Annotated in this window: 23 protein-coding genes and 1 pseudogene; 11 read left to right on the top strand and 13 right to left on the bottom strand. The window is 70.8% G+C overall.

What is annotated here, in order from left to right; all coding sequences use genetic code 11:
- Window position 1: 1 nt before the first annotated feature.
- Window positions 2-772 carry a phytanoyl-CoA dioxygenase family protein gene (locus tag ACZ4WS_RS04160; RefSeq protein ID WP_467976888.1) on the bottom strand — a complete coding sequence of 257 codons (771 nt, stop codon included), beginning with the start codon at window positions 770-772 and terminating at the stop codon, window positions 2-4.
- A gap of 158 nt (window positions 773-930) precedes the next feature.
- On the opposite strand from ACZ4WS_RS04160, the gene ACZ4WS_RS04155 reads away from it, so the two are divergent.
- The 3 genes from ACZ4WS_RS04155 to ACZ4WS_RS04145 all read left to right on the top strand — a co-directional run bounded on the left by ACZ4WS_RS04155 (window position 931) and on the right by ACZ4WS_RS04145 (window position 3,775).
- Window positions 931-1,806: a methyltransferase domain-containing protein gene (locus ACZ4WS_RS04155; protein ID WP_467976887.1), complete on the top strand. Its 876-nt coding sequence runs from the start codon at window positions 931-933 to the stop codon at window positions 1,804-1,806.
- Between the two features lie 313 nt (window positions 1,807-2,119).
- Window positions 2,120-2,977: a WD40 repeat domain-containing protein gene (locus ACZ4WS_RS04150; protein WP_467976885.1), complete on the top strand. Its 858-nt coding sequence runs from the start codon at window positions 2,120-2,122 to the stop codon at window positions 2,975-2,977.
- A gap of 96 nt (window positions 2,978-3,073) precedes the next feature.
- A complete protein-coding gene (locus ACZ4WS_RS04145) occupies window positions 3,074-3,775 on the top strand; it encodes an SDR family oxidoreductase (RefSeq protein ID WP_467976883.1) in 702 nt (233 codons plus the stop codon).
- A gap of 81 nt (window positions 3,776-3,856) precedes the next feature.
- On the opposite strand, the gene ACZ4WS_RS04140 is transcribed toward ACZ4WS_RS04145, so the two are convergent.
- Entirely contained in the window at window positions 3,857-4,552 is a 696-nt protein-coding gene (locus ACZ4WS_RS04140) for a glycoside hydrolase family 75 protein (protein ID WP_467976881.1), read from the bottom strand.
- A gap of 203 nt (window positions 4,553-4,755) precedes the next feature.
- Between ACZ4WS_RS04140 and ACZ4WS_RS04135 the strand changes: the two genes are divergently transcribed.
- Window positions 4,756-5,367 (top strand): hypothetical protein, encoded by a 612-nt coding sequence (locus ACZ4WS_RS04135; protein WP_467976879.1) that lies wholly within the window; start codon window positions 4,756-4,758, stop codon window positions 5,365-5,367.
- A 193-nt stretch (window positions 5,368-5,560) separates the two neighbouring features.
- Here the strand turns inward: ACZ4WS_RS04135 and ACZ4WS_RS04130 are convergent, their stop codons facing one another.
- A complete protein-coding gene (locus tag ACZ4WS_RS04130; protein WP_467977188.1) occupies window positions 5,561-6,352 on the bottom strand; it encodes an aldo/keto reductase in 792 nt (263 codons plus the stop codon).
- A 367-nt stretch (window positions 6,353-6,719) separates the two neighbouring features.
- On the opposite strand from ACZ4WS_RS04130, the gene ACZ4WS_RS04125 reads away from it, so the two are divergent.
- The 5 genes and pseudogenes from ACZ4WS_RS04125 to ACZ4WS_RS04105 all read left to right on the top strand — a co-directional run bounded on the left by ACZ4WS_RS04125 (window position 6,720) and on the right by ACZ4WS_RS04105 (window position 8,609).
- The gene (locus ACZ4WS_RS04125; protein WP_467976878.1) at window positions 6,720-6,863 is read left to right on the top strand and encodes a pyrroloquinoline quinone precursor peptide PqqA; all 144 of its coding nucleotides are present in this window, start codon (window positions 6,720-6,722) and stop codon (window positions 6,861-6,863) included.
- A gap of 86 nt (window positions 6,864-6,949) precedes the next feature.
- Window positions 6,950-7,750, top strand: coding sequence for a pyrroloquinoline-quinone synthase PqqC (gene pqqC / locus ACZ4WS_RS04120; RefSeq protein WP_467977186.1), 801 nt, complete (start codon window positions 6,950-6,952; stop codon window positions 7,748-7,750).
- Window positions 7,747-8,001: a pyrroloquinoline quinone biosynthesis peptide chaperone PqqD gene (pqqD, locus tag ACZ4WS_RS04115; RefSeq protein ID WP_467976877.1), complete on the top strand. Its 255-nt coding sequence runs from the start codon at window positions 7,747-7,749 to the stop codon at window positions 7,999-8,001. The genes pqqC and pqqD overlap by 4 nt, the downstream gene beginning before the upstream one ends.
- A gap of 111 nt (window positions 8,002-8,112) precedes the next feature.
- Window positions 8,113-8,358: pseudogene (locus ACZ4WS_RS04110) on the top strand (alpha-galactosidase); the annotation flags it as partial.
- Window positions 8,359-8,387: 29 nt separating this feature from the next.
- Window positions 8,388-8,609 (top strand): hypothetical protein, encoded by a 222-nt coding sequence (locus ACZ4WS_RS04105; RefSeq protein WP_467977205.1) that lies wholly within the window; start codon window positions 8,388-8,390, stop codon window positions 8,607-8,609.
- Window positions 8,610-8,612: 3 nt separating this feature from the next.
- Here ACZ4WS_RS04105 and ACZ4WS_RS04100 read toward each other — a convergent pair whose 3' ends face one another.
- The 5 genes from ACZ4WS_RS04100 to ACZ4WS_RS04080 form a co-directional block, all read right to left on the bottom strand.
- The gene (locus tag ACZ4WS_RS04100) at window positions 8,613-9,416 is read right to left on the bottom strand and encodes an ABC transporter ATP-binding protein (RefSeq protein WP_467976875.1); all 804 of its coding nucleotides are present in this window, start codon (window positions 9,414-9,416) and stop codon (window positions 8,613-8,615) included.
- Complete coding sequence (locus ACZ4WS_RS04095) at window positions 9,413-12,106, bottom strand: ABC transporter permease subunit (RefSeq protein ID WP_467976874.1); 2,694 nt, start codon at window positions 12,104-12,106, stop codon at window positions 9,413-9,415. The genes ACZ4WS_RS04100 and ACZ4WS_RS04095 overlap by 4 nt, the downstream gene beginning before the upstream one ends.
- 23 nt (window positions 12,107-12,129) lie before the next feature.
- Entirely contained in the window at window positions 12,130-13,383 is a 1,254-nt protein-coding gene (locus tag ACZ4WS_RS04090) for an ABC transporter substrate-binding protein (protein ID WP_467976872.1), read from the bottom strand.
- A 180-nt stretch (window positions 13,384-13,563) separates the two neighbouring features.
- Window positions 13,564-15,390: an AMP-dependent synthetase/ligase gene (locus ACZ4WS_RS04085; protein ID WP_467976870.1), complete on the bottom strand. Its 1,827-nt coding sequence runs from the start codon at window positions 15,388-15,390 to the stop codon at window positions 13,564-13,566.
- A gap of 411 nt (window positions 15,391-15,801) precedes the next feature.
- Window positions 15,802-17,286 carry an MFS transporter gene (locus tag ACZ4WS_RS04080; protein ID WP_467976869.1) on the bottom strand — a complete coding sequence of 495 codons (1,485 nt, stop codon included), beginning with the start codon at window positions 17,284-17,286 and terminating at the stop codon, window positions 15,802-15,804.
- 112 nt (window positions 17,287-17,398) lie between these two features.
- Here ACZ4WS_RS04080 and ACZ4WS_RS04075 point away from each other — a divergent pair, with 112 nt between their 5' ends.
- Complete coding sequence (locus ACZ4WS_RS04075) at window positions 17,399-18,379, top strand: Lrp/AsnC family transcriptional regulator (protein ID WP_467976867.1); 981 nt, start codon at window positions 17,399-17,401, stop codon at window positions 18,377-18,379.
- A 216-nt stretch (window positions 18,380-18,595) separates the two neighbouring features.
- On the opposite strand, the gene ACZ4WS_RS04070 is transcribed toward ACZ4WS_RS04075, so the two are convergent.
- Window positions 18,596-19,483, bottom strand: coding sequence for a LysR substrate-binding domain-containing protein (locus ACZ4WS_RS04070; protein WP_467976865.1), 888 nt, complete (start codon window positions 19,481-19,483; stop codon window positions 18,596-18,598).
- A gap of 171 nt (window positions 19,484-19,654) precedes the next feature.
- Between ACZ4WS_RS04070 and ACZ4WS_RS04065 the strand changes: the two genes are divergently transcribed.
- On the top strand, window positions 19,655-20,668 hold the full coding sequence (locus ACZ4WS_RS04065) for a bile acid:sodium symporter family protein (protein WP_467977184.1): 1,014 nt from the start codon (window positions 19,655-19,657) through the stop codon (window positions 20,666-20,668).
- On the opposite strand, the gene ACZ4WS_RS04060 is transcribed toward ACZ4WS_RS04065, so the two are convergent.
- The 4 genes from ACZ4WS_RS04060 to ACZ4WS_RS04045 form a co-directional block, all read right to left on the bottom strand.
- Entirely contained in the window at window positions 20,550-21,839 is a 1,290-nt protein-coding gene (locus ACZ4WS_RS04060; protein ID WP_467976864.1) for a DUF4185 domain-containing protein, read from the bottom strand. The genes ACZ4WS_RS04065 and ACZ4WS_RS04060 overlap by 119 nt on opposite strands.
- A gap of 10 nt (window positions 21,840-21,849) precedes the next feature.
- Window positions 21,850-23,721: an exo-alpha-sialidase gene (locus ACZ4WS_RS04055; RefSeq protein WP_467976862.1), complete on the bottom strand. Its 1,872-nt coding sequence runs from the start codon at window positions 23,719-23,721 to the stop codon at window positions 21,850-21,852.
- 125 nt (window positions 23,722-23,846) lie between these two features.
- Window positions 23,847-24,593 carry a collagen-like domain-containing protein gene (locus ACZ4WS_RS04050; RefSeq protein WP_467976861.1) on the bottom strand — a complete coding sequence of 249 codons (747 nt, stop codon included), beginning with the start codon at window positions 24,591-24,593 and terminating at the stop codon, window positions 23,847-23,849.
- Window positions 24,590-24,862: a hypothetical protein gene (locus ACZ4WS_RS04045; protein ID WP_467976859.1), complete on the bottom strand. Its 273-nt coding sequence runs from the start codon at window positions 24,860-24,862 to the stop codon at window positions 24,590-24,592. Before ACZ4WS_RS04045 ends, ACZ4WS_RS04050 begins: the two co-directional genes overlap by 4 nt.
- Between the last annotated feature and the right edge of the window lie 151 nt (window positions 24,863-25,013).

Raw genomic sequence — 25,013 nt, 5'->3', positions numbered from 1 at the left:
GTCAGCTCGGCTTCCCCAGCCCCTGGCGGATCGCGAACTCCACCGCCGAATAGTCCCCGTCGGCCCGCTCCAGCTCGTACGGCACCGCGCCGTACAGCGGCGGCTGGGCCATGAACCGTGGCCGCGTCCCGTGGTGCGGCTGCGCCGCGTGCACCAGGAAGGGATGACACACGTAGACGTCGCCGGGGCGGCCGGTGGCGTACGCGAGGGGGCGGTGCGCGGACGCCTCGACCAGCTTCGGGGCGATGTCGAGCCCCGAGACGCCCTCGTCACCGTAGGGCTCCAGGAGCGGTGGCACGTCCAGGTGTGAGCCCACCCTGATGCGGGTCGGGGCATCCGCCTCGCCGACCTCGGTGAAGAGGAAGAGCAGCAGCAGCGCGCGGCCCGTCGACCGCAGGTTCGTGTAATACCAGGTGGCGCCCTCGGGGAGATAGCTCCCCTCGATGTGCCAGCCCGCGTCGTCCGGCTCCACCTCGTGCGGGAAGCGCAGCGGGAACGTGCCCAGCGAGTAGCGGGGCTCCCAGCGGCCCTCGCCGACCAGCAGGTCGAACGCCTCATGCAGGGTGGGGGAGTTGGCCGCGGCGGCGAACGGGCCCTGCGCCATGCCGGGGATCCGGACCACGGGCTCCGCCCAGGTCGCGGGGTCGGCCGGGTCGTAGCCCGTCTCCTGCCACAGCAGCCGGGCGCAGTCCTCGGCGATGCGCGGCGGGAAGGCGCCCTCGATCTTCACGAAGCCGTCCTCGAGGAAGCGCTCCACCATGACGTCGTCCATGGAGTCATGCTCGGTGACCGCCCCGCGTCCCCGCATCCGGTTTTTCGCCGGTCCGGTTTTCGGCCGGTCCGCCTTTTTTGCTGTTCGCGCAACACGACTGGCCGTTTCCGGGAGTGGCGGCGCACGCTGTCCGCATCCCGAACGAGAGGCTCGCCACCATGGCACACCACCACCATCACGATCACACCCAGATCGACTTCGCCGAGATGCTGCCCATGCTGGAGCAGGAGGCGGAGCTGCTCACCCCGCTGTACACCCGGGCGGCGGCCTGGCTGCGCGAGCAGCGGCCCGATCCCGAGCCCGGGCTGATCGTGGACGCGGGCAGTGGCCCCGGCATCATCTCCTGCCTCCTCGCGGACACCTTCCCCGCGGCGCGGGTCGTCGCGGTGGACGGCGCGGAACCCCTCCTGGAGCGGGCCCGCGCCCGCGCGGAGCGACTCGGCATCGCCGACCGTTTCAGCACCCTGGAAGCCGAACTCGGCGACGGGCTCGGGGACTTGGAGTATCCCGCCGATCTGCTCTGGGCGAGCAGGTCCCTGCACCACGTGGGCGACCAGCGCGCCACGCTCGCCGGATTCGCGCGTGGCCTGGCGCCCGGCGGCACCCTCGCGCTGCTGGAGGGCGGTCTGCCCGCGCGCTACCTCCCGCGCGACATCGGCATCGGCCGCCCCGGCCTGCAGGCCCGTATCGACGCGGTGCACGAGGAGTGGTTCAGCCGGATGCGGGCCGAGCTGCCCGGTGCGGTGGCCGAGACGGAGGACTGGCCCGCCCTGCTGACCGCCGCCGGCCTGCGCCACACCGCGACCCGCACCTTCCTCCTCGACCTCCCCGCCCCGCTGTCGGAGGAGGCCCGCGCCTTCGTCGTCACCTCCCTCACCCATCGCCGGAACGGCCTCGCCGAAGACCTCGACCGGGACGACCTCGCCACCCTCGACCGGCTCCTCGACCCGGACGACAAGGCGAGCGTGCACCACCGGCCGGACGTGTTCCTGCTGACGGCGCACACCGTGTACGTCGGGGTCAAGGACGCGTAACCCTCGTCCACTCAGCACTCGCCCGGGCGCGCGAACACGGTGACCCGCGCGCCCCGCACTTCGCGCGCCCCGCACTTCGCGCGCCCCGCACTTCGCGCGTGCCGCACTCCTCGAAGTACGCGGCCAGGATCCGCCGTTTGACGGTCTCCTGCGGGGTCGTGTCCAGCGGCTGTCCGGCGGGATCGCGCAGGGCGACGATGCGGGGCTCACCTGGAGTTCGGCCGGCCTGGCCCTGTGGCGTACGGTCAGCCCGGCCCCGGCGGACGGCGGGCCACGCCGGCCGCTCATCACGTTCCCCGTCGACACCCCCGCCGTGACCGACATCCGGCTCGACCCGCGCGAGGGCGTGCTGCGCTACCGCGAAGGCTCCCAGGCAGGAGTCGTTCGCACCCTCTCGCTGCACGGGCTCATCAGCCCGGCGTGGCGGAAGAAGGCGCAGGCCGCCGCCGCGTTCGACGCCGCCGGGGAGCCGACCGAACCCGCGGTGCGGCCTGCGGTGAGGGCCATCGCCGCCGACGGCACGGTGCACACCGCCGTCAACACCCGCGACGGGATCCGCGTCAGCCGACAGGGCCCGCACCCCGGCTCCCGCGTCATCGGAAAGCCGACCGAAGGCCCCGCCGCGATCGACCCGGCCGGGCGTACGGTCGTGACCCTTGAAGGAGTCCTGATCGACGTCGCGACGGGCAGGCGGAGGCAGGGATTCGCGGGTGAGGATCTCCTGCCCACCGCGGCCTTCAGCCCGGACGGACGCTTCTCGGCCGCCGCTGACATCCAGGGCCGCCTCACCCTGTGGGACGGTGGAGGCCGGCACCGGATCGCTGTCCTGGCAACCGCCGACTCCACCGTCGAGCGACCCGCCCTGGGTTTCTCGGCCGACGGCTCGCTGCTGGCCGCGAGCCGGGCCGATGGTTCCGTCCGGGTGTGGGAGACGGCGTCACCACAGTTGCCGGGGGCGACCCTGCCGGCCGGTGACGGTCTCATCCTGGCTGTTGGATTTACGCCGGGCGGAAGGGAGTTGCGCATCGCAACGGCCCACATGCCCCTCCGTTCCGTGCAGTTGGCGCCGGGCCGAGCGGCGGCCGAGGTGTGTGCACGGGCTGACGGCGGGGCGACCCGGGCCGAGTGGAGCAGGTATCTGCCCGACGTGCCCTATCGGCACACGTGTTGAGACTCCCAGCTCTGACGTCGAGTTCTGCGGGCTTGACTTCGAGAGCGCTCCAAGTGGTGAACTCCCGGAGTTCACTGGAGACGTATGGGGGTAACCATGACCGACTCGCCTGTCGCACTCATCACGGGTGGCGGAAGCGGTATCGGCGCCGCGGTCGCACGGCGGCTTCTGGACGCGGGGCACCGGGTCACGGTCACCGGACGGGGTGAGAAGCGGCTGCACGCCTTCGCCGGGGAACTCGGCCGTCCCGAGGGGATGTTGACGGTTGTCGGAAACGCGGCCGAGTACGACCAGGTGCAGGCGGCGGTCGACGCGACGCTCAAGGAGTTCGGCCGGCTCGACACCGTCGTCGCCAATGCCGGCTTCGCCACGCACGACACGGTCGCCGAGGGCGACCCGGCGGGCTGGTCCGAGATGGTGCTGACCAATGTGCTGGGTCCCGCACTGCTGATCAGGGCCTCCATCGATGCGCTGAAGGAGACACGCGGCCGGATCGTGCTGGTCGGCAGCGTCGCGGGTCACATCCACACCCCGGGCAACATCTACGGGGCGACGAAGTGGGCCGTGACCGGCCTCGCCGAGAACACCCGCCGTCAGGTCACCGAGTTCGGTGTCGGGGTGACCCTGATCTCCCCAGGCCGCGTGGAGACTCCGTTCTGGGACAGCTACGGCAGCCTGCCGCCGGGCCATCTGCTCACGGCGGACCAGCTCGCCGAGTCGATCGTCTGGGCGATCGGGCAGCCGGAAGGCGTCGACGTGAACACCGTGGTCGTACGCCCGCTTGGCCAGCCCGTCTGACGGGCGCGGCGTAAGGGGAGCGGGGAACTGCGCGATCGGCCACGGACGGCGCGCAGTCCCCCAACGACGTTCAGCGAATGGTCAGTTGCTCTGAAGGAACTGCTTCGCCAGTGAGTCACCCAGCGACACCGCCGCACTGTGATTCTCGATCGGCGACACCTGCGAGTTCTTGAACAGGATGTACGTCACGCCGGAGTCCGTACCGCCGGTCTCGGGATTCGGGTCGATGCCAAGGGCCTGGGCGGTGGCGTACGAGGCCTCGCCAATGATCTTCGTGGGCCCGGTGTCACCCACCACCGCGTACTCGACCTTGCCGTTGTAGATGACGGCGACCACGCCGCCGCCCTTGATGCCGGAGCTCGTGTACTTCCAGATGCTGCTGGTGCTGGGCACGACGACGTACGGGAGCGAGTCGGCCCGCAGCGGCTTGCCGTCGGACTGGTGGAACGCGGTGTCGTCCTGGAACCAGGGGTCGGTGTTGCCGTTGCACTTGCTGGTGACCTGGCCGTCGCAGTCGATGTCCATGTCGGCCTTCCAGAACACCGCGCCGTTCTTGCCGCACACGGGAATGGTGGCCGAGGTCTCGTCGTCGGTCTTGTACTTGCCGTTCGAAATCTGCGAACAGGACGTCACCTTGGCGAGCAGGTCGGCCGCGCTGACCGAACCCTCCCGTGCGGAGCGGGGGTTGACGGCGCCGGAGGCGTTGGCCGGGAGTACCGCGGTGGCGAGGAGCGCGGCGCCGGAGGCCGCGGCGAGGGTCAGTGTTCGAGTGCGCACTGTGGGGGACCCTTCTGTTAGGAAACTTTCCTTACCGGGTGCCGTACAAGGTGGACCCCTCCGCATGACCTCGTCAAGCCCCGTGGTGCAACGCCGGCCTTCTGACTCGATTGCGACCATTCCTCTGCGGGAGAAGACTGGCTATGAAGGCGTCTATATCGAACATTCCGGGTAGTTGCCCGGCTTCTGGGAGGCGAGGCGTCATGTTCGTACGGACTGTGTACGCGACCGGCGATCCCGCGACGATCGACACGGCGATCAGATCGTTGAATACGCAGGGCCGGGACCTGCTCGAGGACCGCCCGGGGTATCGCGGATCCGGCATCTTCGTGGACCGGAAGCTCGGCAAACTCTTCGTGCTGAGCTGGTGGGAGTCCGAGGAGGCCAGGCGGAACAGCGACGAGGTGCTGCGCGAGCGGCGTGTGGCGCTCCTGGAGCCGTTCGTGGCGACGCTGGCGGTCGACAACTACGAGGCGGTGGTCTTCCATCCGGTCCGGCAGCCGCAGGCGGGAGGCGGACTGCGGGTCACCAGGCTGGAGTTCGATCCCGCGGACGCGGATCTGCTTGCCGACACCTTCCGGGCGACGGTGGTCCCCGTGCTCGAGAGCCTTCCGGGGCTGGCCAGGACGTCTCTGCTCATCGACCGGGAGCGGGGGCGCGGCCTGGTCGGCACCCTGTTCGTCGACCGGGAGTCCCTGGTCGCGTCCCGCGGCGCCCAGTCGGCGGTCCGGCGCGAGGGTGCGGCCAAGGCGCATGTGACCGTGACCGGACTGGAGGAGTTCGAGATCGTCTTCACGGACGTGCGGGGCGGCTGACGCCTCCTGTGCGGGGGCCGGCCGGCGACGGATCGTTCGGCGGGTCGTGTCCCGTACCCGCCGACGACGGGTCGTTCGACGGGTTGTGCCCCTAAGGGAGCCTGTCGACGACCGCCGCGGGGTCTCCCGTGCGCGTCCGCCCCACCGCGCGGGAGACCCCGCGGCGGGGCGGACCGTCGTACGGCTGCGGGCCTCAGCCCATGTCGAAGGTTGCCGGGTCCGGACCCAGACGGCGGTCCTCGTTCAGCGCGGTGATCGCCGCGATGTCCTCGGTGTCCAGCGAGAAGTCGAAGACGTTGATGTTCTCCTTGATCCGGGACGGGGTCACGGACTTGGGGATGACGATGTTCCCCAGCTGGAGGTGCCAGCGCAGCACGACCTGCGCCGGCGTGCGGCCGTGCTTCTGGGCGATGGCGACGATCGCCGGGACCTCCAGGAGGCCCTTGCCCGAGCCGAGCGGCGACCAGGCCTCGGTCGCGATGCCCTGCTCCGCGTGGTACTCGCGCGCTGTGTGCTGCTGGAGGTGCGGGTGCAGCTCGATCTGGTTGACGGCCGGGATGACGGACGTCGCGCCGAGCAGCTTCTCGAGGTGCTCCGGAAGGAAGTTGGAGACGCCGATGGCCTTGGCGCGGCCGTCCGCGTAGAGCTTCTCGAAGGCCTTGTACGTGTCGATGTACTTGCCCCGGGACGGCAGCGGCCAGTGGATCAGATACAGGTCGAGGTACTCCAGGCCGAGCTTGTCCAGGGACGCGTCGAAGGCGCGCAGCGTCGAGTCGTACCCGTGGTCGCTGTTCCAGAGCTTGGTGGTGACGAAGAGATCCTTGCGGGCGATGCCGGAGGCGGCGATGGCCTTGCCGGTGCCCTCTTCGTTGCCGTAGATCGCCGCGGTGTCGATGCTGCGGAACCCGGCCTCCAGCGCGGTGGCGACCGCCCGCTCCGCCTCGTCGTCCGGCACCTGCCAGACGCCGAAGCCCAGCTGCGGCATCTCGACGCCGTTGTTCAGGATGATCGGGGGGACCTTGCTCACGAGCTTTCGATCCTTCAGTCGTCGGGTGGTACTCCCATGGTCAACGATCACGGGCCGTAATGCATTCCTGACCGGTGGATTCGTTGTGGATTCATGGTGAGGGCCGGGCGTCGGCCCTTGGCGCGAGCGGAGGTTGGCCGGAAATGGATCCGACCTTCTCGGTCCGGACCATTGACCGGGTCCCGTCACCCCGCAACTCTGTAACACGTCACTGAACGCTCCCGTGAACTCAGTGCACGCACGTGAACGCCAGCGTCTGCTTGGGCCCCACCACACCTGTCTGGGCTCCACACCCCCCACCTATCAGGAAAGCGGGTACGCACACATGAACGAACAGCTGGCTCTCGAGGTCTCCCGCACGCAATCGACCGTTCGGGAAACATCGGAGGAAAGAGTCTGGGAGGCCCCCGGGTATCTCGTCGTCGAGACCGCCCTGGAGGTCACCGCGTACGCCCTCGGCGAGCGCTAGACCATCGGTGGTCGAACCATGACCGCGACAACCGTGCGCGACGACGGGCCGCGGCCCCTTGGCGAACCCCCGAGTTCACCGAGCGGCTGCGCGCCGTGGCCGAGGAGCGTTACCACGACCGGCACCCCTTCAACATCCGTCTGCACCAGGGCGAGTTGACGCGCGAGGAGCTGCGCAGCTGGATCGCCAACCGCTTCCACTACCAGCGCCACATCCCCGTCAAGGACGCCCTGATCCTCGCCAAGCTCGACGCGCCCGCGCTCAGCCGCGCCTGGCTGCGCAGGATCCAGGACCACGACGGAACGGCCGGCTGCGAGGGCGGCATCGAACGCTGGCTGCGGCTCGGCGAGGCGGCCGGCCTGGACCGCCCGACACTGTGGGACGCGTCCCGGGTGCTGCCCGGAGTGCGGTTCGCGGTCGAGGGTTACGTCACCTTCTGCCGCCGGCGACCGGCCCTGGACGCGGTCGCCGCCTCGCTCACCGAGCTGTCGGCACCCGGGCTGATGCGCAAGAGGATCGCCGCTTTCGAGCGGCACTATCCCTGGATCGACGCCGACGGGCTCACGTACTTCCGGGCCCGCATCGGCCAGGGCGGACGGGACGGCGAGGAGCCCCTCGCACTCGTCCAGGCCTGGGCCCGCACCAGGGAACAACCCGAACGCGCGGTGGCCGCACTGGCGTTCAAGTGCGAGGTGCTGTGGGCCTTGCTGGATGCGGTGGACCGAGGCGGCTGGGAGGACCGGGGCGGCCGGGAGGACCGAGGTGACCGCGTGGACCGGAGCGACCGGGAGGACCGGGGCGACCGCGTGGACCAGAGAGACCGCGTGGATCAGGGCGGCGGAGTGGCCCACGCCGACGTGCCGCGCGCCCCGGCGAGCGGGTCATGACCTGGCGCCCCGCCCTCTCCAGGTCGGTGATGCACCGTCACGACTACGTCAGGGAGACCGACTTGCTCCTCCTCCCCGAGCGAGTCGTCGTCCTGCGCGGCGCCGCGGGCAGCGTCATCCGACTCTGCGACGGCAGTCGTGAGGTGCCCGAGATCGTCGCCGAGCTGGGCGAACGGTTCCCCGGCGCGCCGGTCGCCGACGAAGTCCCCGCATTCCTCTCGACGTTGCGAAAGGAGGGCTGGCTCCAGTGATCGCGGCTCCCCCCTGGGCCCTGCTCGCCGAACTCACCCACGGCTGTCCCCTGCGCTGCGCGTATTGCTCCAACCCCGTCGAACTGATCAGTCGGTCAAGAGAGCTGGGCCATGGCGGTATCTCCGCTGCTGCTCGGCACCGATCTCACCCACCTCGACTCCGTCGACAAGGCGATGCTGACGAACGACCGGCTCATCGGCGTCGACCAGGACGGCGTCGCCGCCAAACGGGTTGTGAACAGTGGTGTCAAGCAGGTCTGGAGCAAGAAGGAAAACAGCGGCGACTACGTGGTGGCGTTGTTCAATACCGGTACGTCCGGCAACGCGACGGTCACCGTGAACTGGTCCCAGGTGGGCTTCACGGGCTCCGGCGACGAGACGTCTACATGGCGTCCCTGCGCGGCGAACGCCTCTGGCGCATCCCCATCAACGGCGACACGGAGAACGTCGGCACGGCCGCCGCGTACTACGTCGGCACCTACGGCCGGCTGCGCACGGTCACCAAGGTCCCCGGCGCAGACCAGCTCTGGCTCTCGACCACCAACTGCGACAACAACGGAGGTGCGGCGGACGGCTCGGACAAGATCTTCAAGGTGAGCATCAACTAGCGGTCACTGAGTGGGCGCTGCGCCGAGGTACGCGTCTCTGACCCTCGGGTCGGCGTGTACCTCGGCGGGTGTGCCCTCGGCGAGCACGTGGCCGAGGTCGAGGACGACGACGCGGGAGCAGAGTTCCATGACGAAGGCGACGTTGTGCTCGACGAGGAGGACGGCGCAACCTTTTTCAACTGTCAGATAACGGATGACAGATGTCAATTGACGGATAACAGATGACAGATGACCAATTTCGTCAGCTGTCATCCCGGACGCGGGCTCGTCCAGCAACAACACCCTGGGCGGGTCCGCGACCGCCCGCGCCAGTTCGACCATCCGAGCCTGACCGACGGGAAGCGCTCCGGCGTACGCGCCGCCGATGTCCTCCAGTCCGCAGCTGCGCAGGACGGCCGCCGCGCGTTCCCGGCGGCTCTTCTCGTACGTCCGTCGTGTCGGCGCCGCCAGCAGATCCGCCGCGAGTCCGCCCCCGCCGCCGCGCCATTCCTGGGCCACGAGGAGGTTGTCGGCCACCGTGAGCCGGCCGAACAGCTGCTGCCGTTGAAAGGTGCGGCGCATGCCGTGGCGGGCGCGCCAGACGGGGGAGCGGCGTGTGATGTCCGTGCCGTCGAGCAGGATGCGGCCCTCGTCGGGGCGGCGGATGCCCGACAGCGCGTCGAAGAGGGTGGTCTTTCCGGCGCCGTTGGGGCCGATGAGCCCGCACACCTCGCCGGGGCGCAGGGCGAGGTTCACACCGTCGAGGGCGCGGATGCCGCCGAAGCGGACACCGACGCCGACGGCTTCGAGTACCGGTGTGCCGGTCATGGCCGCACCACCCCTTCGGGCCGCGGCCCCTGTTGTCCGGACCCGCCCGCCGCGATCCCCAAGTACGCCTCCGCCAGCCGGTCCGCGTCCACCTCGCCGCGCGGACCGCACCACGTCACCCGCCCCTGCGCGAGATACGCGACCGTGTCCGCGACCCCGAGGACTTCGGCCGCCTTCTCCTCGACCAGCAGCAGCGCCGTCCCCGCCTCCTTCAGCTCGGTCAGCAGCCGGAACACCTCTTCGACCACGCGCGGGGCGAGACCGAGCGACGGCTCGTCCACGATCAGCACCTTCGGCGGGCGCTGGAGGAGCGGAGCGAGCGCCAGCATCTGCTGCTCGCCGCCGGACAGCGAACCGGCGAGGACGCCGCGGCGCCCCGCGAGGCCGGGAAAGCGCGCGTACACGGCGTCGCGCCCGTCCCGCGCGCGCAGGTGCAGGGCGAGGTTCTCCTCGACGGTGAGGGAGGGGAAGATCCCGCGTCCCTCGGGCGCGAGCACGATCCCCGCGCGCGACCGGCCGACGGCCCGTTCGCGGGTGGCGTCGCGCCCGGCGACGTACACCTGGCCGGTCAGCGGTGCCAGGAGTCCGGCGGCGACACGGCAGGTGGTGGACTTTCCGGCGCCGTTCGGGCCGAGCAGGGCGAGGATCTGGCCGGGACGCACGGCGAGGTCGACGCCGTGCAGGACGGGGGCGCCGTCGTATCCGGCGTGGAGGGCGCGGAGTTCGAGGGCCGCTTCGGGGGAGGGTGGCGAAGGTGCCGCGGCTGTCACAGGCGGTGTCGTCGTCGCGCGCCCACGGTGCAGTCGGGTGGAGACCGCCGCCGCGTACCCGTCCGGGTCGTTGGCCAGCGCCAGCCCCGCCAGGCCGAACAGGACCACCGGCAGATGGACGGACTCGGTGACGTAGTCCGACAGCAGATGCGGTACGACGGCGTAGACGAGCCCCGCGACCACGGCGAACTGCGGACGGTGTACCCCTGCCGCCACGACCACCGCGAGCCAGATCAGCCCGGTCATCGCGGTGAAGTCGGTCGCGGTGATGCGGGTGCTGTACGACGCGTACATCACGCCGCCGAAGCCCGCGAGCCCGGCCGACAGCGTGAAGAGCATCAGCTTGGTGCGGAGCACCGACACGCCCGATGCCATGGCCGCCGCAGGGGCCGAGCGGACCGCGAGCATCGCGCGCCCGGACGGCGAGTGGCGCAGCGCGCTGAGCGCCGCCACGGCGACCGAGACGAGCACGATCATGGCCACGCCCATCGCGCGGTCGTCGCCCAGGTCCACCGGCCCGAAGACCGGGCGCGGGATCGCCCAGCCCGTGTCGCCGTTCCTCAACCAGCCCATCTGGAAGAGGACTTGGTCCGCGAGGAAGGCCAGCGCGAGGGTCGCGAGGGCGAGGGTGCGCCCGTCGAGCCGCAGCGCCGGAAGCGCCACCAGGGCGCCCAGCACGGCCGCCGCGCAGGTGCCCACCGCCGCGGCCGCCACGAACGGCCAGCCATGGCTCATCAACAGGCCCGCCACCAGCGCCGCGCCCGTCACGAACGTCGCCTGCGCCAGCGACACCATCGCGCCGAGCCCCGTCACCACGGTGAACGAGACGAACACCAGGGAGAGGGCCAGACCTTGGGCGAGGATGCCGCTCCAGAAGGGCGTCGTGATCGTGTAGAAGGCGAGGGCGAGCAGGAGCCCGGCGGCCGTCCACGGTCCCCAGCGCCGTACCCACGACCGCCGCGCCAAGTAGTCCACCGGCGGCGCGTCCGTGGCCGCCGTGCCCGCCGTCCGCTGCCGTCGGGTCAGCACCAGCAGGCCGGCGAAGAGGATCAGGAACGGAACGGCCGTACGGAACCCGGTGATCCGCTCCGCGAAGGTGGCGTACCCCGCGACCAGGTTCTGCAGCACCCCGAGCCCGAGGCCGCCCACGAAGGCGAGCGGAATCGAGGCGAAGCGGCCGAGGACCGCGGCCGTCGCCGAGACGAACAGGAAGAGGGTGAAGTCGTGGGCGGACAGGCCGAGGAGCGGGGTGGCCAGGACACCCGCGAGCCCGGCGAGCGCCGACGACAGCATCCACGCGATCGACGACAGCCGGTCCGCGCTCATCCCGCGCAGCTCCACGAGGGACCGATTGTCCACCGCGGCACGGAGTTTGAGCCCCAGCGCCGTGTGCCGCATCAGGATCCACAACCCGATCGCGACCACGGCGGTCGCCACCCAGGTGATCAACTGGTCGGAGTCGACGCCGACTCCGTCCATCAGCTGCCACGACTTCGCCGGACTCGGCCCGACCCCGGGAAGCCCGAACTGGTTCTCGGCGGGCTTGACCGAGACCCCCGCGTCCTCAAGCAGCTCGACGATCCAGAGCCCGAGGGCCGGCAGCGCCACCAACAACCCGATGGTGGCGACGATTTGAGCGGTCTCGCCCACCCGCGCCAGCTTGCGGAACATCAGCCGGTCCAGACCCCAGCCCAGCGCGGGCGCCACGACGCACACCAGCAGGACGGCCGTCGGGACAGCGGGCCAGCCGAGGCCCGAGTGCAGCTCGTAGAAGGCGAGCGCGCACAGATACGCGGTGGCGCCGTGCGCGAAGTTGAACAGGCCCGAGGCCGAGTAGGACAGGACGAGTCCGGTGGCGAGCAGGGCGTACAGCGCGCCCGAGACCAGTCCGCTCAGCACGAATCCCAGCAGGTCCGACATCCCAAGTCCCCTTCAAAGAGCCGCTACTTGAAGGGAATGGGCGAGTAGCACTTGAAGGGCGCCGACACGACGTACTTCCCGTCCTTGAGCTGGACGAGCGCCCCACAGCCGAACGACTCCTTCTGCCCGCTGGGCTCGGCGCGGTCGCCGACCATCGTGCCCGTGTCGGAGAACCCGCCCGCCGCCTTCTGGAAGGACGCCACCGTCAGGTCCTTGCCCGCCTTCTGGGCAATGGCGAGGAAGAGATCGGCGCTCATGTACCCGGTCATCATGTGCATGTTCAACGGGACGTCCTTCCCGGCCGCCTTCCTGATGTCCTCCTTGAACTGCTTCATCGCCGCGCTGTTCTGCTCGAACGGCTGGAACGACAGCAGGATGTGCACCCCGTCGAGCGCCTTCTTCGTCGCGTTCTTGGCGAGCAGCGACGGGTCGTAGTCGGTGGGATCGGTGAGCACGCCGTGGTATCCGGTGCGCTTGAGTGCCGTGAACAGGCCGATGTTGTACGGGGTTTGCATCACGGAGACGACGGCGTCCGGCGCCTTGCCGCCGTTGCTGCGCAGGATCTCCTTCGTGTACGCCGACCAGTCGCTCGGCACGGCGCCCGCGGGCACGGACGACTTCGCGAACGTCACCTTGAAGCCCGCCGAGGTGAAGCTCTGCTTGTAGGTGCGGATGGCGAAGGTGCCGGCGTCGCTGTCGTTGGCGAGGATCGCCACGGACTTGCCCTGCGAGCCGCCCGTCACCTGCTTGAGCCCTTCGGGCCAGGTCTGCGAGATGGTGCCGCCGGGCATCGGCACCATGCAGCCGCCGAATCCGTAGATGTAGGTCGGCCCGCAGAAGGAGGGCAAGGTGCCCCAGCCGAAGGTCGGGACCTTCTGCTGCTGGAGGAAGTCGGCGCCCGAGAAGGTCGTCGAGCTCATCGGCGCGATCGCGAACACCTTGTCCTGCTGGACGAGTTTGCGGGCTGCCGCGAGGTTCTTGGCCGGGTCCTGGCCGTCGTCCTCGGCGCCGAGGTAGTCGATCTTCCTGCCGTTCACGCCGCCCTCCGCGTTCGCCCGGTCGAAACGGGCCTTCGCGCCGAGGTCGGTGTCCTTCTTCGAGTAGCCCGTGGCGGTGGTCATCGACACGATGCCGCCGACCTTGATCGAGTCCGTGGTCACCCCGCGCACGGAGCTTCCCGCCTTGTCCGAACTCCCGCCGTCGGCAGCCGAGTTGCAGGCGGTGGCGAGCAGCAGCGCGGCCACGGCGGCGGTGATGGTGCGGATCGGTCGCGACACGGTCGGTCCCCCTCCGTCGAGTGACCGAAAGTGTGCGCAACATCTGACGGGTCGTCAATAACTGACGCGACAGTAAGTGATGAACCGTCAGAATCTCTCTCCGGGCGGGCTCATGCCCGTGCTGCGCCTCCCGTTCCGGGAGGGCTCACGCCCGTGCAGCGCCTCCCGCTCCGGGACGCCTCACGCCCCGTACAGCGCCTCCACCTCGGTCGAGTACGCCTTCTCGATCGCCTTCCGCTTCAGCTTCAGCGAAGGCGTCAGCAGCCCGTGCTCCTCGGTGAACTGGTGGGCCAGTATCCGGAACGTACGGATCGACTCGGCCTGCGAGACCAGCGTGTTCGCGGCGACCACCGCGCGCCGCACCTCGGTCTCCAGATCGGGGTCCCGGACGAGCTCGGCGGGGGCCAGCTGCGGCTTGCCGCGCATCTGGAGCCAGTGCTCGACGGCCTCGGAGTCGAGGGTGACGAGCGCCGCGATGTAGGGCCGGTCGTTGCCGACGACGATGCACTGGGCGACCAGCGGATGGTCGCGCACCCGCTCCTCCAGGACGCCCGGCGAGACGCTCTTGCCGCCGGAGGTCACCAGGATCTCCTTCTTGCGCCCGGTGATGGTGAGATAGCCGTCCTCGTCGAGGGAGCCCAGGTCACCGGTGGCCAGCCAGCCGTCGTGCAGGGTGGCGTCGGTGGCCTTGGGGTCGTTGAGATACCCCTGGAAGACGTTGCCGCCGCTCAGCCAGATCTCGCCGTCGTCCGCGATGTGCACGGTGGTGCCCGGGATCGCCTGGCCGACGGTGCCGAACCGGGTGCGCTCGGGCGGGTTGGCGGTCGCGGCCGCCGTGGACTCGGTGAGCCCGTACCCCTCGTAGATGAAGACGCCCGCGCCCGCGAAGAACAGCCCGAGCCGCCGGTCCATCGCCGAGCCGCCCGACATCGCGTGCTTGACCCGGCCGCCCATCGCGGCCCGCACCTTGGAGTAGACGAGCTTGTCGAAGAGCTGGTGCTGCACGCGCAGGCCGGCGGAGGGGCCGGGTCCGATGCCCCAGGCCTTCGCCTCCACGGCGTCCGCATAGCGCACGGCGATCTCGACGGCCTTCTCGAACGGGCCCGATTTGCCTTCCTTCTCGGCCTTGCGGCGGGCCGCGTTGAAGACCTTCTCGAAGATGTAAGGCACGGCCAGGAAGAACGTCGGCTGGAACGCGGCCAGGTCCGGCAGCAGGGCCGCCGCGTTCAGCTGCGGCTGGTGCCCGAACTTGACCTTCCCGCGGACCGCGGCGACCTGCACCATGCGCCCGAAGACATGCGCGAGCGGCAGGAACAGCAGCGTGGCCGCCTCGTCACCGCGCTTGGAGTGGAAGACGGGCTCCCAGCGCTCGATGACCGTGTCGGCCTCGAACATGAAGTTGGCGTGGGAGATGACACAGCCCTTGGGGCGCCCCGTGGTGCCGGAGGTGTAGATGATCGTCGCGATCGACTCGGGCGTGACCGCGCGCCGGTGCCGGTGGACCACCTCGTCGTCCATGTGCGCGCCCGCCTCGTACAGCTCCTGCACGGCGCCCACGTCGAGCTGCCACAGCTTGTGCAGCTGCGGCAGCCGGTCCACGACCGTGGCGATGGTCATGGAGTGGTCCTCGTGCTCCACCATGACCGCCGACACCTGCGCGTCGTGCAGCATCCAGAAGACCTGCTCGGCGGAGGAGGTCGGGTAGATGGGCACGACCTGGGCACCGATCGTCCACAACGCGAAGTCGAAGAGCGTCCACTCGTAGCGCGTACGGCACATGATCGCGACCCGGTCGCCGAACCGGATTCCCTGGGCGAGCAGGCCCTTGGCAAGGGCGAGGACCTCGTCACGGAACTCGGCGGCGGTCACATCGCGCCACTGGTCGCGCTCGTCCTTGCGGCCGAGGGCGATGTGGAGGGGGTCTTCGAGGGCATGGTCGAAGACGACGTCGGCCAGGCCGCCCAGCGGCGGTGCCGACGCCAACGGAGGGTTGGTGAACTCGCGCAATCCCGCTCCTTGTAGCGCTCCGCACAGCGCCGTGAAAGCTACCCCACCGGGCCGCCGGGCGGGAGGGGGGTCGGAGCGCCGAGGGGTACGGCATATGCACTGGTCAGTCGAGGAAATGCCCGCACTTGGGGAAGGGCCGGACAGAATCCCTTACGGTTCCGTAAGTTTCGGTGGCGTAATCTCCACGGAATCTGTACGACCCGATTACGGTGCGCGGTGCGTCGGATACCGGACGTGGAGGATCCGCTTCCGGCCAGGTGTGGCCCCGCGCGGGCCTGCGTGGCCCTGTCCCGGCCGTCCTGCGGGGCCTGGCCCGGCCCCCCTGTCCGGCGTCCTGTGGGGCCCTGTCCGGCCCTGTCCGCCCGCCCCGCACGGCCTCGTGCGGTGACACCGCGTCCCTCTCCTCCGGAGTTACCCGCGAGGAGCCGTCACTTTCTCGGCGGGCGCCTCGGTCACGCCGGCCGCGGGACGCGGTGTCCGCACCAACACCAGTACCAGCGCACCGGCGATCATCCCCGTCACACCCGCGGTCACGGACGCCGTGTTGAGCCCCGACGCGAACGCCGCACGCAGGGTGTGCTCGGAGAGCGTGCCCCGCAGCGCCCCGGCGCCACCGCCCGCCAGCGTGTGGGCGGCGTCGTGCGACAGGGTGTCCTGCATGCGGGAGGTCAGTACCGTGCCGAAGGCGGCGACCCCGAGCGCGTACCCGAGCTGCCGGACCGTGTTGACCGCGCCGCCCGCCATGCCCGCCCGCTCCAGCGGTACGGCGGCCAGCGCGGCGCCCGCGATCGCGGGGGAGACGAACCCGGTGCCGATCCCCACCAGCACCAGGCCCGGCACCAGGACCGTCCAGCTCGTGCCCGCGTCCAGCACGGCCTGGCAGAACGCGCCCGAGCCGATCAGCAGCAGCCCGCCGCCTATGGTCAGCCGCGCCGGAACCCCGTGCAGCAGCTTCCCGGCGAGGATCGCGACCACCACCGAGGCGCCCGTCATCGGCAGCAGGGTGAGCCCGCCGCGCACCGGGCTCATGCCCAGCACCGTCTGCATCCAGATCGAGAGATACGGGATGACGCCGAACGCGGCCCCGTTGAAGGCGAACGCGCCCGCCATCACGCCCACGAACGCGGGCTTGCGCAGCAGCGACAGATCGAGCAGCGGATGGGCGACACGCCGCTCGACGAGGATGAAGGCGACCAGCGCCGGCGCCGCGAGCCCGAACGAGCTCGCCGTGACCGCCGACGTCCAGCCGTCGGACCCGGCCCGCACCACCCCGTACGTCGTCGCCCCCGCGAAGCACGCGAACGCCGCCGTGCCCGCCCAGTCGATCTGCATCCCGCGCGGACCACGCGACTCCGGCACCACCCGCAAAGTCAGCCACACCGACGCCACGCTCACCGGCAGGTTCACGAAGAAGATCCACCGCCAGCCGGGCCCCTCGGTGAGCAGCCCGCCGAGCACCGGCCCGACCGCCGCCGCGCTCCCGCTGACCGCGCCCCACACCCCGAGCGCCACCGACCGCTGCCGCCCGTGGTAGACCGAGCCCAGCAGCGGCAGTGTCGTCGCGAACATCGCCGCCGCGCCCACGCCTTGCAGCCCGCGCGCGGCCACCAGCATCCCGGGCCCGGACGCGAGCCCGCACAGCAGCGACGCCACCGCGAACAGCGCGACGCCCGCCACATGCACCCGGCGCCGGCCGAGGATGTCGGCCGCGGCCCCCACTCCCAACAGCAGCGCGGCCAGCGCCAGCGCGTACCCGTCGATCACCCATTGCAGATCACTCAGCGACGCGTGCAGCGCCCGCGCCATGTCCGGCAGCGCGACGATCCCGATCGTCACGTCCAGCAACAACATGAACGTGCCCAGGCACACCGCCGTGAGCGGCCCCCATGTACGCATGTCCTCAACTCCTTGTGTCACGGATGCGTATGCCTCCGTACGATGGGGTCGTGCTGGATGATCACGGTGGCCACGGACGCCGGATCGACGGAATCCGACAGGGACGGGCCTCATGGAGATGGAATCCCACACCTTCGACAAGCTCGATCTGCACCTGCTGTCCGCGCTGGAGACGAACGGCCGCGCACCCTTCAGCCGGATCGCGGCGGTGCTCGGTGTCTCCGACCAGACGATTGCGCGGCGCTATCGCAGGCTGCGCGCCGAGGGCGGGCTGCGCGTCGTCGCCGTCCGCGACGCCGAACGGCTCGGCCGGGACCACTGGATGCTGCGGCTGCGCTGCGCGCCCGACAGCGCGGACACCATCGCGGACGCGCTCGCCAAGCGCCCCGACACGGCCTGGATCGGGCTCGCCTCGGGCGGTACCGAAGTGGTCTGCATGACCCGCCCACGCAGCCCCGGTGACCACGACGACCTGCTCCTCGGCAAGCTCCCGCGCACCCCGAGCATCATGGAGATCCGCGCCCACCAGCTGATGTACCGCTTCTTCGGCGGACCGTCGGGCTGGCTCGGCAAGTTCCGCGTGCTGACGGACGATCAGCTCGCCGCGCTGCGCCCCGAGTTCCCCCCGGGCCCCGGCCCCGCCCGGATCGAACCGGAGGACGAGCCGCTGGTCGCGGCCCTCGAACGCGACGGGCGTGCCACCTACCCGGAGCTGCAACGGGCCATCGGCGGCTCGGAGTCCGCCGTCAAGCGCCGCCTCGCCGGGCTGCTCGCCTCCGGAGCCGTGTACATCGACGTCGAGTACCACTCCGAGATCCTCGGCTACCCACTCGCCGCCTGCCTCTGGATCACCACGGCTCCCGGCGCCCTCCACTCCGTCGGACAAGCCCTCGCCACCCACGACGAGATCGCGTTCGCCTCCGCGACCGCGGGCCCCTCCAACATCGTCGTGACCGCCGTCGCCCGCGACACGGCCGGTCTCTACGGCTACCTCAGTGGCCGGCTCGGCAGCCTCGAAGGCGTCCAGTACATCGAGACGACGCCCTTCCTGCGCCGCATCAAGCAGCTCACCTACGCCAGACCGTCCCGCTAGGCGACGCCGACCTCACGTTCTACTCCCGTCCAGCCTTCACCGCACCGAGCGTCAACGTCGCTCTTCCTCACGTGGCAGCCATCAATGGTCCCCCTGTGCGGAGGGCGGGATGAGCAAGCTCGCGGAAGCAGCGTGAAATACGCCTGGCGACGCGGTGGCAGCCTGCGCATACCCGGGCAAGCCCTGGACCGCGGGCAAGCCCTGGGCCGGAGCAGCTCACCCGCGCGAGGCCGGTGTGCCGCCGCCCCGGTGCAGCCGCTCCCCGCCCCCGAGGATTGCCGCCGCCAGCGCGTCCGCCGCTCCCTGCGCGGACGTACGCCGCCGCCCGTGCACCAGGACGAAGTCGACCTCCCCGAGCTCCGGCAGCCCCGCTCGCTCGGGGACCCGGACCAGCCCGGGTGGGACGAGCCCCCGTGAGTGGGCCATCACTCCGAGGCCCGCGCGGGCGGCCGCGATCAGGCCGTTCAGGCTGCCGCTGGTGCACGCGATGCGCCAAGGGCGGCCCTGGCGTTCCAGGGCTTCGAGGGCGAGGGCGCGGGTGATGCCCGGCGGCGGGTAGACGATCAGCGGGACCGGGCGGTCGGCGTCGAGGCGCAGGCGCTCCGCGCCGATCCACACCAGGCGGTCGTGCCACACGAGCTCGCCACGGGGATCCTCGGGCCGCCGCTTCGCCAGCACCAGGTCGAGCTTTCCCGCCGCGAGCTGCTCGTGCAGCGTGCCGGAGAGCTCGACCGTCAGCTCCAGGTCCACCTCGGGATGGTCGTACCGGAACCCCTCCAGGATCTCCGGCAGCCGGGTGAGGACGAAGTCCTCCGACGCGCCGAAGCGGAGCCGGCCCCGCAGCCGCGTCCCGGTGAAGAACGACGTCGCCTGCTCGTGCACCTCCAGGATCCGGCGCGCGAAGCCGAGCATCGCCTCGCCGTCCTCCGTGAGCTCCACGGAGTGGGTGTCCCGCGAGAACAGCTGCCGTCCTGCGGCGTCCTCAAGGCGGCGTACGTGCTGGCTGACCGTGGACTGGCGCAGCCCGAGCCGCCGGGCGGCCTGCGTGAAGCTCAGGGTCTGCGCCACCGCCAGGAACGTACGCAGCTGGGACGGGTCGTACACGCCCCCAGGGTAGTGCGGATATCGCGAAACGCAATAACAGTCAGAGCGGTATGACGGATTCCCGATCGCGGGCCGGAAGAGGACGATGGAGAGGGCACGACCTGACGCCAGTCGCCCCCTACGACAACCGAGCAGTGGAGCACCGTGAAACGCCTGCAGTGGCCGAGTTGGATGCCGATCGACCCGTACATCCTGCTGTTGCTCGGGACAGTGGGCCTCGCGGCCCTCTTCCCGGCGCGGGGTACGGGCGCCGACGTCGCGTCGGGCGCGTCCACGGCCGCGATCGCCTTCCTGTTCTTCCTCTACGGGGCGCGCCTGTCCACCCGCGAGGCGATGGAGGGGTTCAAGCACTGGCGGCTCCACGTCACCGTGCTGGCCTGCACCTTCGTGGTCTTCCCGCTGCTCGGCCTGGCCGCTCGCGGACTGGAGCCGGTGTTCCTGACGCACAACCTCTACACCGGACTCCTCTTCCTCACGCTCGTCCCCTCGACCATCCAGTCGTCGATCGCCTTCACCTCCATCGCGCGCGGCAACGTGCCCGCCGCGATCTGCGCGGGCTCCTTCTCCTCGCTCGCGGGCATCGTCATCACCCCACTGCTCGCCGCGGCGCTGCTCGGCAACAGCGGCGGCGGGTTCTCCGCCGACTCGCTCGTCAAGATCGTGCTCCAGCTGCTGGTGCCGTTCCTCGCCGGACAGGTGCTGCGCCGCTGGATCGGCCGGTTCATCGCGCGGCACAAGAAGGTTCTCGGATACGTCGACCGCGGCTCGATACTCCTCGTCGTGTACGCCGCGTTCAGCGAGGGCATGGTGCAGGGCATCTGGCACCAGGTGAGCCCCGTCAGGCTGGCCGGACTCCTCGTGGTCGAGGCCGTGCTGCTGGCCGTCATGCTGGCGCTGACCTGGTACGGCGCGAAGGCTCTGTGCTTCGACCGGGAGGACCGGATCGCGATCCAGTTCGCGGGGTCGAAGAAGTCGCTCGCCTCCGGACTCCCCATGGCCAGCGTGCTGTTCGGCGCGCACGCCTCGCTGGCCGTGCTGCCGCTGATGCTCTTCCACCAGATGCAGCTCATGGTGTGCGCGGTGATCGCCAAGCGCCGCGCCCGCGACCCCGAGCCTGTTGCGACCCCGGTCCCCCCAGTCGCAGAGTCACGAATCGCGGTCGGTACAGGGACACGTTCCGACTGATGTTCGCCTGGGCCGAAGCGCCCGTCGCGTCCAGCCAGTTGACGTCGTAGCTCAGCACGAGCCGGTCGCCGTCGCTCAGTTCGGCGTGCACCTGCGGGTTGTACGCCGCCACCTCTCCCTGGGGCAGCGGCGGACTGAAGCTGCGGGTGGGCCCGCGCCAGGGTCCGGTCGGCGAGCACGCCCAGTACGACGTGACCGTCGTCAGGCCCGAGGCGCCGGCCGCCATCGTGAACAGGACGTACGTGCCGCCCTCGCGGACCACCGTGAACGCGCTGCCCACGCCCTTGCGCCGGCCGTCCCCGAGCACCGGCGCCGGACGCGCCCGCACCGTCCACCGCGAGCCGTCCCAGTACTCCCAGGCGTCCGGTTCGGCGAGCCTGCCGCGCGGCACGCGCGCGACGTACGCCTTCGACGTGGGGCGCGAGGCGGCCTGTCCGTCGTCGCCGCCGAAGATGTACGTCCAGTCGCCCGCGTCGACCGCCGAGGTCCCGAACAGCACGCGCTGGGAGGCGTCCGCGACGGAACGCTGGTCCAGGACCGTGGTGATGCCTTCGAGGCGCAGGTCGGGCAGCGAGAGCGTGGCGACCTCGGTCGACGTGGGCACGCCGTAGATCCAGGGGGCCTGGCCCGTCGTACGGGTCCACAGCAGGACGCGGACGACCTGCTGGGAGGAGCCGGGGGAGCGGGGCTCGACACGGGCCGCGACCGGCCAGCGCCACTGGTTCGGCCCGGGGTCCGGGAAGACGGGGGCGGGCAGCGTGGTCTGCAGACGGCCTTCGTGGGACATCACGACGGCCGAGTTGCGCACCAGTGGCGCCGAGAAGTCGCGCCAGGCGTACGACTCGCCGACCGGGTTCGGCGGCCCGTGCACCTGGCCGAGATACGTGTCCGAGAACAGCCACAGCACCCGCCCGTCCGGCAGCCGCACCGAGTGGGTGCCGTCGCCGCCGGTCCAGTCGTCGGTGCGCGTCGCGTCGTCGCCGTACCGGGCGAACTCGCCCGTGAGCTTCGTGTCAGCGGCCCAGGTCTTCACCGTACGGGCCGTACACGCGCCGCCGCCCTCCCGGTGGTGGTCCGGGAGGGCAGTGAGCAGCACGGCCGCGCAGACCAGGGCCAGCAGGATGCCGAGCCCGGCCCCGTTCTGCCGTCGTACTCGTGCGTCGTCGGGCACGGACGGGACGTTAGTGGTCTCCGCTCACATGGTCCATGGGGAGCCACAGGACGGTGTCCCGGGTCACGTTCCCGGAGGGCGCCGCGGACAGCTCTTCGTCGCTCAACGCCCGGTCGTAGACCCGTACGTCGTCGATCGCACCGGTGAAGTACGCCCGGCTGTCGAGCCGTTGGCCGATGTACACCCCGAACGGCGAGTTCCGGCTGACCGATCCGGGCACGTCCGCCGTGCCGACCGTCGTACCGTCGACGAACAGCGTGAGCAACCCGCCGCCCCGGCGCAGCGCCAGATGGTGCCACTGGCCGTCGTTGTAGGCGCCCGTGGTGCGCACGGACGCCGTCGTCGGGGCCGCAGCGCCGTTCCTGGTGGTGATGAGCCCGGTGATCCGGTTGGACGCGGGCTCGCCGCGCAGCCACACCTGCGGCTGCGTCGTACCGATCCCGCCCATCCACAGCAGCGGCTGCTCACCGGTGGCTGCGGTGTAGCGGAACCACAGGGACGCCGTGAAGTCCTTCGTCCCGAGCGGGAGCCGGTCCTGGTACGGCAGTCGTACGGCGTCGTCGGTGCCGTCGAACTGCAGGGCGCCGCCGAACACACCCTCCGTCTCCTCGGCGCCACCGAGCACCGCGGCCCGCTTGGCGTGCGGAGCGAGGTCGGCGGTTGTCGGGTCCGGGCCGCGACGCGGCTTCAGCCAGTGCTCGGTGAACCGGGCGAAGCGGATCTCGTCGCGCGCGTCGACCGCGCCGCCCTCGTACATCAGCCCCACCGTGTCGCCGTCGACGCGGACCATGTCCGAGTACCCGGACCAGTCCGTGGTGACGACCGTGCCCCGGTCCACGCTGTCCCAGGTGCGTCCGCCGTCGTAGGAGGAGCGGATCATCATGGTCCGGCGGCGGTCCGGGTCGCCCGGGCAGGCCAGCAGCAACCGGTCGCCGAGGCGCAGGGAGGAGCCCTGCACCTGGGGTGTGTAGAGGTCTGGGATGTCGCGGAAGGGCGTGACGAACGTGTCGCCGCCGTCGCGGCTGACGGCCTGGGTGCGGTGGCCGAGGTCGGTGCCGTCCTGCTCGCGCCCGCTGACGAGGACGGATCCGTCGGTGCGTTCGGTGAGCGTCATCTCGGACGGTTTCTGGCGGAAGGTGCCGTCGTCCGCGATGGGCCACGAGTCGGTCGCGCCGATGTCCCAGTGGTCGCCGCCGTCGTCGCTGGTGATGAGCGCGGCGTGGTTGGCGGTGACCCGACTGCCGTTCCATGTCTCGCTGTTGACGCCGAAGACGAGGCGTCCCGCGTGCCTGCCCCGGGTCAGCTGGATGCCGTGCACGGGCCCGGTGGCGTACCAGGAGTTCCAGTCGGCCGGCAGGATCTCGTCGCTCAGGTCGCGCGGCTGCGACCAGGTGAGGCCGTCGTCGTCGCTGTACTGCGTGTGCGGGGTGCGGTTGCAGGGGACGGAGCAGCTCGCGCTGTCCGTGCGGCCGGGGTTGTAGGTCTCGGCCAGGACGATGCGGCCCGTCTCGCGGTCCACGATGGGCGCCGGGTTGCCGTGCGTGTCGCCGCCGCCGTCGTTGACGACCTGGAGGGGGCTCCAGGTGCGCCCGCCGTCGGTGGAGCGCTTGACCACGATGTCGATGTCGGCCGCGTCACCGCAGTTGAGGACACGCCCCTCGGCGAACGCCAGCAGCGTGCCCTCGGTCGTCTTCACGACGGCCGGTATACGGAAGCAGGCGTAGCCGGGATCCTGCGAGGCCTTGAACAGCACCTGCTGCTCGAACTCGCCTGTTGGGGCCGCCTGTTCGGCCCCTGCCGGGCTCGGCAGCGCGAGCAGCGCGGCGACGGTGAGTACGGCTGTCAGGGTGGATCTCAGACGTGCGCGGAGACTTGACGGCATGGTGCGACCTGCCCTTCATGCGTCTGAAATGCATCTGGACATCTGGACATCCCACGTCCAACGTTCGCGTCACAGACGCTACTTGGGCTCTCAGGTGCCCCACAAGAAGCGTGCACCGGTCGTGCTCACCCTCGATCTCGCCGACGGCGCGGGGGCGGCAGAAGGGGAAGTACAACCGCGGGCTGGGGAGTTGGGGCGGGGACCGCTCCGCTCTTGCGGCAGACCAGGGCGTCCGGATCGTTCGCGGGCACCTGGAGCGTGTAGCCGTCCGGGCAGGTGGGTCCGGGGTCGCCCTTGGGTCCGGGGTCGCCGGGATCTCCCTTGTCACCCGCGTCCCCCTTGTCGCCCCTCGTGCCCGACAGGCCGGAGGACCCCGGCTGGCCCTGGTAACCCTGCTCGCCCTGGGGGCCGGGAGGTCCCATGGGTCCCAGGGAGCCGTCCGATCCGGGCTCTCCCGACGGGCCGGGCGAGCCGGACGGTCCCGGGGCACCTGGTTCACCGCGCGGCCCGCGCTGCCCAGCGGCACCTGTCTTCCCGCCCGCGCCCGGCGCACCTTTGGCGCCGGGCTCTCCCGGAGCCCCGGCGGGCACGCGCACCCGGTCGATCAGGTCGTCCACGGCCTCGGAGGGGTCCGGGGCCGCGGGAGTTCCGCCGCCTGCCTCGACCTGGGCGCGCAGATCGCGTACGTCCTGCGCCAGCGTGGACAGCGCCTTGCCGCGCCGGTCCGCCTCCGAGCGCAGTTCCTCCGCCTTGCGGTCCCCGGCGTCGATGCGCGCCCACAGGATCACCGCGATACCGGAGAGGGCGATCAGCACACAGACGAGGAAGATGCTGCGCCAGCGCAGGGCGAGCAGCCGCTGGAACCCGTTCACGGCGCACCTCCGAGGCGGTGGATGTCGAGGCGCAGCCGGGCGATCTCCGACTGGTCCGCCGCGTGCAGCGTGGACAACTCGTCGATGCGCGTGTCGCGTTCGACGACCTGGCGCTCGAGGCGGTCGCGCTCGGACTGCAGCTTGTCGGTGAGACTGGAGAAACCGTTCAGGGCGTTCTCGCCCCGCTTCCCCAAGTACGCCACGACGGCCGCGCCCAGCACGCCCGCGCAGGCCAGTAACGAGCCGAGCAGGGTGGTGCCGGCATCCAAGTAACTGCCTCCTACCCGGACGACGGGCCGCGCAGGCGTGGCCCGGTGGAACTCACCGGGAGTAACGAGCCCGGGCGCGTGGGGATGTGCGCGTGACGCCTGGCACCCCGGATGGGTGGTGACGGAGCGTCAGCGACGATGTACCACCGTG

Source organism: Streptomyces sp. NPDC029292, from assembly GCF_055569295.1.
This window is presented reverse-complemented; position numbering and strand designations above follow the sequence as displayed.